Annotated in this window: 9 protein-coding genes and 5 tRNA genes; 10 read left to right on the top strand and 4 right to left on the bottom strand. The window is 38.2% G+C overall.

Annotated elements, in window-relative coordinates; translation table 11 throughout:
* Positions 1-349 precede the first annotated feature (349 nt).
* The 3 genes from H5201_RS21290 to H5201_RS21280 all read left to right on the top strand — a co-directional run bounded on the left by H5201_RS21290 (position 350) and on the right by H5201_RS21280 (position 5,457).
* Positions 350-1,120 carry a tRNA isopentenyl-2-thiomethyl-A-37 hydroxylase MiaE gene (locus H5201_RS21290; protein ID WP_182718153.1) on the top strand — a complete coding sequence of 257 codons (771 nt, stop codon included), beginning with the start codon at positions 350-352 and terminating at the stop codon, positions 1,118-1,120.
* Positions 1,121-1,319: 199 nt separating this feature from the next.
* Entirely contained in the window at positions 1,320-3,545 is a 2,226-nt protein-coding gene (locus tag H5201_RS21285; RefSeq protein WP_182718152.1) for an EAL domain-containing protein, read from the top strand.
* The gene (locus tag H5201_RS21280) at positions 3,538-5,457 is read left to right on the top strand and encodes a sensor histidine kinase (RefSeq protein ID WP_182718151.1); all 1,920 of its coding nucleotides are present in this window, start codon (positions 3,538-3,540) and stop codon (positions 5,455-5,457) included. Before H5201_RS21285 ends, H5201_RS21280 begins: the two co-directional genes overlap by 8 nt.
* A gap of 48 nt (positions 5,458-5,505) precedes the next feature.
* Here H5201_RS21280 and H5201_RS21275 read toward each other — a convergent pair whose 3' ends face one another.
* The 3 genes from H5201_RS21275 to H5201_RS21265 form a co-directional block, all read right to left on the bottom strand.
* Positions 5,506-6,285: an ABC transporter substrate-binding protein gene (locus H5201_RS21275; protein WP_182718150.1), complete on the bottom strand. Its 780-nt coding sequence runs from the start codon at positions 6,283-6,285 to the stop codon at positions 5,506-5,508.
* A 47-nt stretch (positions 6,286-6,332) separates the two neighbouring features.
* The gene (locus H5201_RS21270) at positions 6,333-7,076 is read right to left on the bottom strand and encodes a UDP-2,3-diacylglucosamine diphosphatase (protein ID WP_182718149.1); all 744 of its coding nucleotides are present in this window, start codon (positions 7,074-7,076) and stop codon (positions 6,333-6,335) included.
* 89 nt (positions 7,077-7,165) lie between these two features.
* The gene (locus tag H5201_RS21265; RefSeq protein WP_145241476.1) at positions 7,166-7,657 is read right to left on the bottom strand and encodes a peptidylprolyl isomerase; all 492 of its coding nucleotides are present in this window, start codon (positions 7,655-7,657) and stop codon (positions 7,166-7,168) included.
* A gap of 150 nt (positions 7,658-7,807) precedes the next feature.
* Here H5201_RS21265 and cysS point away from each other — a divergent pair, with 150 nt between their 5' ends.
* Together cysS and H5201_RS21255 are read left to right on the top strand one after the other, a co-directional pair.
* Entirely contained in the window at positions 7,808-9,187 is a 1,380-nt protein-coding gene (gene cysS, locus H5201_RS21260; protein ID WP_182718148.1) for a cysteine--tRNA ligase, read from the top strand.
* A 183-nt stretch (positions 9,188-9,370) separates the two neighbouring features.
* Positions 9,371-10,264, top strand: coding sequence for a DMT family transporter (locus tag H5201_RS21255; RefSeq protein WP_182740252.1), 894 nt, complete (start codon positions 9,371-9,373; stop codon positions 10,262-10,264).
* Positions 10,265-10,327: 63 nt separating this feature from the next.
* On the opposite strand, the gene folD is transcribed toward H5201_RS21255, so the two are convergent.
* A complete protein-coding gene (gene folD, locus H5201_RS21250; RefSeq protein ID WP_149980758.1) occupies positions 10,328-11,182 on the bottom strand; it encodes a bifunctional methylenetetrahydrofolate dehydrogenase/methenyltetrahydrofolate cyclohydrolase FolD in 855 nt (284 codons plus the stop codon).
* Between the two features lie 350 nt (positions 11,183-11,532).
* On the opposite strand from folD, the gene H5201_RS21245 reads away from it, so the two are divergent.
* The 5 genes from H5201_RS21245 to H5201_RS21225 all read left to right on the top strand — a co-directional run bounded on the left by H5201_RS21245 (position 11,533) and on the right by H5201_RS21225 (position 12,156).
* Positions 11,533-11,609 (top strand) — tRNA-Pro (locus H5201_RS21245).
* A gap of 131 nt (positions 11,610-11,740) precedes the next feature.
* A tRNA-Arg gene (locus tag H5201_RS21240) sits at positions 11,741-11,817 on the top strand.
* A 23-nt stretch (positions 11,818-11,840) separates the two neighbouring features.
* Positions 11,841-11,916: transfer RNA gene (locus tag H5201_RS21235), tRNA-His, on the top strand.
* A 16-nt stretch (positions 11,917-11,932) separates the two neighbouring features.
* Positions 11,933-12,009, top strand: a tRNA-Pro gene (locus tag H5201_RS21230).
* A 70-nt stretch (positions 12,010-12,079) separates the two neighbouring features.
* A tRNA-Pro gene (locus H5201_RS21225) sits at positions 12,080-12,156 on the top strand.
* The last annotated feature ends 85 nt before the right edge of the window (positions 12,157-12,241 follow it).

Genomic DNA, 12,241 nt, shown 5'->3' with positions numbered 1-12,241 from the left:
GATAAATACAGTGATAACAAGGCGTAAATTTTGACATGTAGTTGTTCTACTTGAAAAAATTATAACGCAGTTAGCGCTTTATTTAGCTCGCTAGAATGGTTAAATATTTAAGTCGATTGGTATTAGTTCGCTGTTTTATTTTTATACAGCTTGTATTAAGTTATGGTTCAGTAATGGGGTCTTGTCAAGAAACACCAATGAGAGACGAAAGCAAAAAAATCAGCGGGGATATATTTAACTAGAGTTCGGGTTATTTAATTAATCAAACCCCCTGCTTTGTTTTATTATCAGTCATTTTTCATGATAAAATCATTTTCTTAATGACAGATACTAATGAGCAACTCCCTTCGTGCCACATAGCAAACTTTTAGAACCGATTAAGCAATTTTTACGTTGTGAAACCCCTTTAGGGTGGATTGATGAAGCCACTAAAAAAGAAAACCTAGCGGTTATTTTAATTGATCATCTCATCTGTGAGCTTAAAGCCGCGCAATCTGCGATGTTTTTAATTCGTAAATACGCCGTGGATAAACAAAGCAGCGATGCCTTGCTTGAGTGGCTGAAGCCGTTTGAAACGCTGATATACAAACGTGAAGGGAATTGGCGCGATCTTGCGGCTAAAAACAAACTGACTAAAGCAGTGATCCCAAAATCTGATTCAGCTTATGGGCAAGATTTGGTTGATAAAATGGTGATGTTGATCAAAGAAGAGCTGCACCACTTTTATCAAGTATTAGAGATCATGGATGAGTACGGTATTGAGTATCAAAGTATTACGCCGTGTCGTTATGCTAAGGGTATGCTAAGACATGTAAAAACCTTTGAGCCAGATGCACTGGTCGATAAGCTCATAGTCGGTGCTTACATCGAAGCTCGTTCGTGCGAGCGTTTTGCCGCGCTTGCACCCCATGTAGATAAGCGTTTAGGTGATTTTTATATTTCGTTATTGCGCTCTGAGGCACGCCACTATCAAGACTATTTAACTCTTGCCCAAGAAATTGCTGGTTTTGATATTACCGAGCGGGTTAAAGAGTTTGGTGAAATTGAAGCGCAGTTAATTACATCTTTTGATGACGATTTTAAGTTTCACAGTGGTACGCCGGTAAATAAAAGCGCTTAACCAACACTAACATGTGCTGCAGCTTTCAAGCCATGCTGTAGCACATACTTTATTATCAAAAGTGTTTTTAAATTAGACACATCAAAAACTCTCACCTAATATTTAAAGCAAGTTAATTTTTTTATTTATCAGTTATTTTATTGCTTTGCAATGCATTGTAAATGAAAGGCCATTGCTATTATTATTTTGGTGGGTATATATGGATGAAAAAGAGGGATTATTTGTATTTTCTGCTGAGGAAGAGTTAGTAAATACTGACCTTAAAGTATGGAAAATTCTAACCGTTGAGGATGATCTCGATTATCAACATGCATTAGTTAATAGCTTAAAAGAATTAAAGGCCAAAGAAGGCTACAAATATGAGTTATTAGCGGCCAACTCAGTACCAGAAGCTGCGCTTGCTTTAAGTATGCACCCAGATATAGCACTTGTTTTTATCGATGTGGTTATGGAAGAAGATGACTCCGGACTGCGTTTGGTAAATACCATCAGAGAAGTGATTGGCAACGCTGAAATGCGTATCGTGTTACTAACAGGGCAGCCCGGTTTAGCCCCTGAAACCGATGTGATGAAAATGCTCGATATTGATGAGTACTGGAATAAGTCTGACATTTCTGCGCAAAAGCTTGAATCAATCGTTAATAGTAATATGCGAACTTGGCAATATATTTCGCAAATAACAGCCGCTAAACAAGGTTTGCAACTTGTGCTTGATGCATCAAGGAGCATTAATAGCAAACATGATATGGGCTCATACTCAGCTGCCGTGCTGCAAGAACTAAGCAATATTTTAAAAATATCCGAGGGAGGCGGGATCCTTTGTTCAAGCAACCTTGATAAAGGCGACAATGCAATGATCCTCACTACCAACGGCTGCTTTAATGGTATGAAAGGACAAAAAGTAGATAGCAATTTACTGGCCGATATGTACGATGACTTCCAGCTAGCGATTCAAGAGAAACGTCATGTGTTTTCAAATCAGCATAGTATCTTCTTCTTCCCAGCAACCATTGCTGAAGGCACGCACTATATTACCTTGGTAAAATCAGATAATCCCATTAGTGAAGAAAACGAATATTTATTGAAAGTATTTAGTGAAAACGTCAGTAGCGGATTTGCTAATATTTCATTATTAAATAGATTAACCGAGCTTGCCTATACCGATGTTTCATTAAACTTACAGAATAGAAACTGGTTAACTCGCGAAATTAAAAATATGAACGTATATGAAAAATCCAAAATGCGTTTAATTATTTTTGATATTTATCAGTTTGATGAAAAAGCATTTACCTTTGGTTATGATTTTTGTAGAAAAATCATAAAACTGGTACATAAAAGTATTGTAGATGTTTTTTCAATATATGACCCCAGAATTGCGATTATTAGTAATAGTAGCTTTGGCATGCTCATTAATGTTGATTTTGATATTACAGATGATATTGCGCGTTTTCATAATAAACAAAAGTATGAAATTGAAAATGTTAAGCAATTTATTGACGTAAGAGTGTTGGAGTTAAAGCTAAGTTGCGCATCAAATATTACTCCCGAAAAAGTAATTAGCCTGGCAGAGTCGAGTTTAAATTACATGCAAGTAACTCAAGCGAAGTTTATTTTGCATACCGATGAGAAAACAGTGGCAATAACAAGGCGCTATGAGTTAATGGCGCGCTTGAGAACGGCTATTAGTACCAAAGAATTGCGTGTCGCTTTGCAACCAAAAATGTGCTTGAAAACATTAAAACCAATTGGTTTTGAAGCGCTAGCTAGATGGCAGTTAGCTGATGGCAGCTTTGTAAATCCTGAAGAGTTTATAGAACTTGCTGAAACAGCTGGTTTAATTAATGAGCTAGATAATGTTATTTTTGAAAAAATACTACAAATAATTAATCAACTTAAAAAATGTGGTATAAATTTACCTATTGCGTTTAACGCATCATCTTATGACTTGATCGATCCTTCTTACTTTGAGTCTATCAAAAGTCGGATTGAGGAATATAAAGTATCTCCCTCGATGCTGGAACTTGAAGTGACAGAAACCCAAGCGATCAGTAATTACAACTTTATTAAAGAGGCTTTATCACGATTTATGGCATTGGGTATTAAAGTGAGTATTGATGACTTTGGTACGGGTTATTCATCGTTAGCACATATAAATGAAATACCGTCGAATGCGATAAAAATTGATCGCTACTTTGTCAGCAACCTTGAGCATAATATAAATAATCAATACATGATAAAAATGATCATCAGTCTCGCAAAGCAATTTGATTTTAAAGTTATTGCTGAGGGTGTTGAAAACGAATTTGAGGTGCAATGGTTAAAACAAGCAGGTTGTGAAATGGCCCAAGGTTACTTTTTTGCAAAACCATTATTTTATGATGATTTACTGATCTGGTTAGCACAGTTTGATAATGTAAATGACTAAAAAAAGTAACTCATTTTATAGCGACAAAAAAGGCGTACTCATAAAGTCGCTGTTTATTTTATTTGTTGCGATATTAATTGGCTGGCTGGTATACGAGCAAGTTTATCAGTCAAAAGTAACCATAATAAAAGAGCGCCAAGATGAAAAACTAGTGCTTGTGAGTACTGATTTATCTAAAGAGCTAAGCAGTATTAAAAAACTCACTCAGCTGTTAGCAAATGGCCAAGTATTAAAAAGTAATACAGGTTTAAATACATTGAGCGCTCAACAAAGCGACAAGCTCATAAATGATTATTTTTTAAATTTTGCTTCTGTATCAACCAATATCTCACAAATACGTTGGCTTGAACGCAGTGGTAAAGAACGTTATAGAATTAATTTCAGCAATAAAAAAAGCGAAATTGTTGAGGTATCACAATTACAAAATAAGCAAAATCGTTATTACTTTAAAGAAGGGATGTTAGTTGCACCACCGAATACATTTATTTCAGAAATTGATTTAAATATTGAGCGTGGAAAAGTTGTTGTCCCGCATGAGCCAACAATTAGGGTGACTTACAGAACGCAAGGTGGTGATTATTTAATAGATGGCTTGTTAGTAGTGAATTTTAATCTGGATTATTTATTTAGTAATATTCGACAATATGATGAAAAAAACACCCAAGTAAATATTCTAAATCATGATGGTTATTGGTTGTATAATAAGGATCCCGCATTACAGTTTGGGTTTATGTATAATCAAGTTAATAACTCGCTAGCAAATAACTCTCCAGCGCTTTGGCAACACATCATTGAACATGACGTACAAAGCACCTCACGTATTTTTCATGACAGTTTATATACTTTCAGGCGATTCTCTATTGTTTCACTACGTGAATCAACACAAAGAACCGCAGATTCAGATAAAGAGATTATTATACTTATCGGTAGCCCTAAAGAGCTGCTGTATAATGCAAAAATGACTGCTTTTCAATATGCTGCTCTGTGTAGTGTTGTTTTATGTATTTGCGGTTTTGGTTTTAGTTACCGTGAATATTTATTCCAACAGCAACTAATTACTTTATCTTATAAACTACAGCGTGAAAAAGTAGAGTTAGATAGCGTCAACAAACAGCTCGATTTAACTATAAGGCAGCAGCAGCAATTACAAACAAGCTTACTCGAAGCTCGAAAACTATCGTCTTTAGGGTTGTTGGTGGCGGGGGTTGCTCATGAGATGAATACACCCATTGGCGGTGCTATTATCTCAGTATCTAACGCGAATGTGGTTATTAATAAGTTGAGTGACGCGATAAAAACCGGATTAACTAAATCGCAATTAGATAAAAGCACACAGAGCATTGAGGAAAATTTAGGGTTAGCTAAAATTAATTTAAATAAGGCAGCGGTATTAGTTAAAAGTTTTAAAAAAATGGCGATAGACCGTCATAATGATGATGTCATCACATGTAATATAAGAAAAATAACTGAAGATTTACTGATCTCCCTTAATTCAAGATTAAAAAACTCAAACGTAAAAGTGAAAACCTTAGTTGATACTGACCAAGATATAAAAAGCCGACCAGGAATTATTTCCCAAGTGCTAGAAAACCTGATAATGAACGCACTAACCCACGGGTTTGCCAAAAATCAAGTCGGTGAAATTGAGATAAAAATAGCACAAGCTGCTAGTCAATCCATTAAATTAACCATTTCAGATAGCGGTGTTGGGATTAAAGCAGAGTCTCAACAGTACATCTTTGAGCCTTTTTACACCTCAGCTCGTGGTATTGGCAATACTGGGCTTGGCTTATATATGGTGCACCAATGGGTTACACACATTTTGCAGGGGGAAATTAAATTACAGTCCAATCCACACTCTACAGAGCGCTTTAAAACTGAGTTTACTATTACTATACCCAAACTATCTTAAGATGCAGAATTCGTTGCTTGGAGTGATAGTCATATAAGCATTTGTGTTTTAACGTTTTAAAAATTGTAGGTATTGCTCAGTCTTAGCTTCTGAAAAGCCATGGCGTAGGAGAACTTGTGCGGCCTCACCATTATTTACAATGGTGTTGAAACCGTTTTCTAATTGTATTAATTGTTGCTTACTTTGCACAGCAGATTTGGAAAAAATAATATATAGGTAGTGGGACGCTAAATGAGGAGGGATATATACGATTGACTGTCCTGTTTGTAATTGTGGATGATTGTTTAACCAGTACTCACCGACTTCTTTGGTACCAGCTACTAAATCAACGCGGCCAAGCTGTAACACGCGTAAGCTGCTGATCAAGTCATTAGTCGCTGTAATGGCTAAATTATGTTCACTACTAAAACCCTCGCTAACTATATAATTACTACCTTTACTTATGCTGTATGGCTGTAATGACGTTAAACTGCCATCGTAATTTATTTTGCTACTTTTTCGTTTAAATAATCCAGTAAATGACTTTGCTAATGGTCGTGAATAGTGGAATGTTTTTTCTCGCTCGGCGCTATAATAAGCCCCTAAAAGAGCTGTTCGCTTATTTTTTTCAAGTAATCTTAGTGCACGAGCCCAAGTTGTAAACTCAATGCTAGCTTCAATATCTTGGCTTGCTAATGCAGTAATAATAATATCAGCTAACCAACCTTGTTGCGGCAGTTGCTCTGAAAAATACGGGGGAAAAGGCTCGGTAACAAAAAGCCATTTATCTTGGCTGTATGTATGGCCTGCGTAAAATAAACAAATAAGTATGAAAAATAATTTAAGCATTACGACCAGTACTAAAAACGATCAATATAGTAAGCGTAGACAATATTTTATATTTGTGCGAATGGTTCACTTACTAGTTCTTGTGTCTGTGCGGTAACAACTAAATAAGAGCCTTGAGTATACCAATCACCCAGCACTGTGCGAGTGAGTGTTTGCTTATCTACTTCATAATGATGCACATTAGGGCGATGGGTATGGCCATGGATCATATGTTTTACTTGGTGTTTTGCAAATGTTGCTAGTACCGCTTGTTCAGTAACATCTAATATTTCAAGCGCTTTACCGGTTTGATTTTGCTTTGATTTTTCTCTGGCATTTTGCGCAACTTTACGACGATACCAAAGTGGCATAGCAAGCATTAATCTTGGCCACCACCAACTGCGGCCTTTTTTACGAAACTTTTGATATTCAATATCTTGTGTGCACATTTCATCGCCATGCAAAATGACAGTGGGAGTGCCATATAAGTCAATTACCAGCTGTTCGGGTAATAAAGTCATTCCTGCTTGTTTGGCGTATTTATCGCGCATAATGAAATCACGATTGCCATGCACAAAATATACTGGGGTGCCGTTATCACTCACTACTTTTAAATGCTTTGCAACTTCAGTTGAGAGTGCGGTTACATAGTCATCACCAACCCATACTTCAAAAAAGTCACCGAGTATATATAGCGCGTCTACATCCTTATTAATAATATGCGTATCTAAAAACTGATAAAAAGCTGCACTGATATCTGGGCGATTTTCACTTAAATGGAGGTCGGCAATAAAGTAGGTTTGGCGAGTCATAGGTAAGTCTTTTAAAAATAAATAAAGCGGGCATATACGTATAGCATAGATACCCGCTAAAACGCCACGTTACGTGGGTAAGCGTACTATTAGTTTACAGTTACGCTTGTGATGATAACGTCATCAAGAGGTACGTCTTGATGAAAGCCTGTGCTACCTGTAGCAACGGCTTTAATTTTTTCTACTACGTCCATGCCTTCAACAACTTCAGCAAATACACAGTAACCCCAGCCTTGAGATGTTTCGCTGCTGAAGTTTAAGAAGTCATTGTTATTCACGTTAATGAAAAACTGTGCTGTTGCTGAATGTGGATCAGGAGTACGTGCCATAGCAAGTGTACCAATCTTATTAGAAAGGCCATTGTTTGCTTCATTTTGAATAGGATCATGCACTTCTTTTTGTGTCATACCTGGTTCAAAACCACCGCCTTGTACCATGAAACCATCAATTACACGGTGAAAAATAGTGCCGTCGTAAAAGCCTGCGTTAGCATACTGTAAAAAGTTTTTAACTGTGTTTGGCGCATCTTCTTTGAGCATGTTAATGGTGATATCACCAAAATTTGTGTGTAGAACAACCATGTGGTTTCCTATTAGCTGATTTATTTGCCGCTATTTTATCTTAGTTAGCTAAGATTAACAAAGTGCTTATTCAATTGATAAAGCGCTAGAGCAGGGGCTTTTCAAGTGTTAACATAGCGATTCAAGTAAATAGTCAAGGACTTAAAATAAATGGTAAATATATACAACACACTCACGCGTCAAAAAGAGCAATTTAAACCTATGGTCGACGGCAAGATCGACATGTATGTGTGTGGTATCACCATTTATGATTATTGTCACATTGGTCATGCCCGCACATTTGTAAGCTTTGACGTGATCGTGCGTTATCTTCGTCACATTGGTTATGATTTAAAGTATGTGCGCAATATCACCGATGTTGATGACAAAATCATTAAGCGTGCGAATGAAAATGGCGAAGCGATTAACGACTTAACTGTGCGTATGACAAAAGCAATGCATGAAGATTTTGATAGTCTAAACATGTTACGTCCAGACATTGAACCTACAGTCACAGGTCATATGGACGAAATTATCGAAATGGTTGAACGACTAGTTACTAAAGGCCACGCCTATGTTGCAGCCGACGGCGATGTTTTATTTGACGTCTCAACGTTTGAGCAATACGGTGCATTGTCACAGCAAGATTTAACTATGCTACAAGCCGGTTCGCGTGTTGAAGTAGCACAAGATAAAGATGATCCACTTGATTTTGTGTTATGGAAAAAAGCCAAAGCGGGTGAACCATCATGGACATCACCGTGGGGCGAAGGTCGTCCAGGTTGGCATATTGAATGTTCGGCAATGAGCTCAAAGCATTTAGGTGAGCATTTTGATATTCATGGCGGTGGTTCAGATTTACAGTTTCCACACCATGAAAATGAGATTGCGCAATCATGCTGTGCAAATAACGGCAAGTACGTCAATACCTGGATCCATACGGGGATGGTACAAGTAAATAAAGAGAAAATGTCAAAATCATTAGACAACTTCTTTACTGTTCGTGATGTACTTAAAGAATATGATGCTGAATCGGTTCGTTATTTTTTAATTTCTGGTCATTACCGCAGCCAGTTAAATTACTCGCAAGAGAACTTAGATCAAGCACGTTCGTCGCTTGAGCGTATTTATACGGCACTTCGTGGTGTTGAGCCTATCAGTTGTGATTTAGCAACAAATGAACATGTGGCTAAATTTAGAAAAGCAATGGATGACGACTTTAATACACCAGAAGCATTACCGGTGTTATTTGAATTAGCCAAAGAGCTAAACCGTGTAAAAGACGTTGATGCTGAGCAAGCGGGTAAGTTAGCATTTGTACTGCGTAGTCTTGGGGAAGTGTTAGGGGTTGCTCAACAAGCACCAGAGGCATTTTTACAAGGTGGCCAAGCAGATGACGAAGTTGCCCAAATAGAAGCGTTAATAGTTAAGCGTAATGAAGCGCGCGCGGGTAAAGATTGGGCTGCGGCCGATGAAGCGCGTGATGCTTTAAATGCACTTGGAGTAATACTGGAAGACTCTGCAGGTAAAACTACATGGCGTAAAGCGTAATTAATTACCTTACTAGTGCCAGTCAAATAGGCATTGCTGAATAAGACATATTTTAGTAAGTATTGTATTAGTAAGTATTACAAAGGGTTGCCAATTTGGCGGCCTTTTTATTTTTTCTAGCTTGACCTCAACTTAACCTTAGGTTTTACCTTTGCGTTTCTTAGTTATTTTGAAAGGAATGAAATGAATATTTTTCTTGCCATGATCCCTGCTTTTTTATGGGGCACCACCTATGCGGTCACTAAATATGCCACCCCAGATTGGCCGCCAATATTACTTGGCGCGTTGCGAGCATTACCTGCGGGTTTACTGTTATTTGTGCTTAAACCATCATGGCCTAAAGCAAAACAGTGGCGCGGTTTAGTATTATTAGCTGTGGTTAATATTGCCCTGTTTTTTAGTTTTATTTTTATTATGGCGGTTAATTTACCAGCGGCAATTGCCGGTGTTGGTATGGTCTCTGTGCCTGTGGTTGCGTTGATTTATGCGTGGGTTTTTAAAAAGCAGCGTCCAGCGTTTTTGCAATCGGTGTGCGCACTTGTATTAGTGATTTTGGCTTGGCGATTATTTGATCCCCAGCATGTCACGATTAATGCCTTAGGAGTATTCGCTTTAATTGGTGCGTTGTTAACAATTGTTGTTGGTAGTACTTTAGTGCAAAAAATGTCTAGCCACACTCATTGGTGGACGGTATTAACATGGCAGCTGATCATTGGCGGATCATTGTTATCATTAGTCGCAATGACTCAAGCTATTTACTTTGATCCACAACAATATCAAGTACTTGCTAATGGTGTCAGTTCAATACAGTGGCTTGCATTATTTTGGTTAATTGTGCCAAATACAGCGCTTGCGTATATCTTGTATGTTTGGTTACTTGGCCGGATGACGGTGGTTGAGTTTACTTTCGGTACGATTGCTAATCCGATCGCAGGTATTATTTGCGCCGTGGTATTACTAAGTGAGCACTATCAAGTTTGGCAATATACGATTATGGTTTTAATGATTTTCTTCTCTGTGCTGCCGCAATTGTTAAAGCTAACACGGCGCCAGCGCTCAGCTAAAATAGCCTCATAAATAACAACAAAGGGTTGCTAAACAGCAACCCTTGTTAATTCTTGATGCGACGTTATAGGCTAATTAGCTATGGTATTTTTCACAGGCTTCAAGGGTATTTTCAATCAAGCTTGCTACTGTCATTGGGCCTACGCCGCCAGGTACTGGCGTGATGAAATGTGCTTTTTGTTCAGCGATCTCATACTGTACGTCACCGACTAATTTGCCGCTATCTAAACGATTAATGCCTACATCGATTACAATTGCACCTTCTTTAACCCAATCCCCAGGAATAAACTCAGGTTTACCAACTGCCACAACTAACAGATCAGCACGGCGTACATGAGTTTCTAAATCTTGCGTAAATTTATGACACACAGTGGTTGTACAACCTGCAAGTAATAGTTCCAATGCCATAGGACGACCAACAATATTTGAAGCGCCAACAACAACTGCATGCATGCCTTTGTATTTTACACCGGTCGAATCAAGCAGTGTAATAATACCTTTTGGCGTACATGGGCGAAGAGCAGGCATACGCTGTGCTAAACGGCCAATGTTATAAGGATGAAAGCCGTCAACATCTTTGAGTGGAGTGATATGCTCAAGGATTCTTTCAACATCAAGACCAGCAGGAAGAGGAAGTTGTACTAAAATACCATCAACTTGTGCATCGTTATTGAGTTCATCAATTAAATCTAATAATGCTTGCTCGTTTGTATCTGCTGGTAAATCAAATGATTTAGAAATAAAGCCAACTTCTTCACAGGCTTTACGTTTTGAACCTACATAAACTTGGCTTGCAGGATCTTGCCCTACAAGTACAACTGCAAGTCCAGGTGCGCGCAAACCGTTTGCAACACGTTCACTTACTCTTTGTGCTACTGCACTGCGTACTTGTTTAGCTATTGCCTTACCATCGATGATGTTTGCCGTCATGGGTGACCTTTAATTGGGGTTAGTTAACTTAATACCGATACTTTAAAAAAACGAATGCATATAGAAATAGGGGTAATATAATGCTAATAAAGAACACGTTCTTTATTACTCGTTTTTAATATGCTTACTATTTTCGCAGAAAAGCGCTAATGCGCCAAGTTGCTTTTCTGATATAGCCGCTAATTATATAAAACAGTTGAAATTTTAGCTGATCGTCACAATATTTGACCATTATGAACTAAAAATGACCGATTGATTTATTTTCTTAAAAAAAGGTTTGACCTGACACGGTCAAATCACTATTATGCACCCCGTTGTCAACGAGGTCACTCGCTAACAATAGTAAGCATCGGCGATTAGCGCAGTTTGGTAGCGCACTTGGTTTGGGTCCAAGGGGTCGCAGGTTCAAATCCTGCATCGCCGACCACTTTCTCATTTATAAAGAATGGTAATGATTGGTTTGGGTATATCCTATACAGTCACAAGTTAAATGCTGAAAAGCAGGTAACTATTCTATTATAATAGATTGGCTTATTGGTAAACTATGAAGTTTTCGATGCGCCCATAGCTCAGCTGGATAGAGCAACGCCCTTCTAAGGCGTCGGTCGAAGGTTCGAATCCTTCTGGGTGCACCATTTGAAAACATGTAAATATAGCGGTGGTTGTAGCTCAGTTGGTAGAGCCCCGGATTGTGATTCCGGTTGTCGTGGGTTCGAGCCCCATCAGTCACCCCATTTACAAAAAGAATATCGGCGATTAGCGCAGTTTGGTAGCGCACTTGGTTTGGGTCCAAGGGGTCGCAGGTTCAAATCCTGCATCGCCGACCACTTTCTCAAAAAGTGGTCTCAAATACACAGTTTGAGTGTTCAATGAAAACGAGGTTTAATACTTCAATATCGGCGATTAGCGCAGTTTGGTAGCGCACTTGGTTTGGGTCCAAGGGGTCGCAGGTTCAAATCCTGCATCGCCGACCACTTTCTTAATTAATAAAAAACAATTCAAAATTCATATTTCACAGCTTAATTTTAAAGCTAAAATATTGCTAACTTGCTAACTTGC

It is taken from the genome of Pseudoalteromonas sp. SG43-6, assembly GCF_014164365.1.
In the GTDB taxonomy this organism is placed as follows: domain Bacteria; phylum Pseudomonadota; class Gammaproteobacteria; order Enterobacterales; family Alteromonadaceae; genus Pseudoalteromonas; species Pseudoalteromonas rhizosphaerae.
Note: the sequence above shows the minus strand (reverse complement) of the source record. Positions and strands in the feature narration are given on the sequence as shown.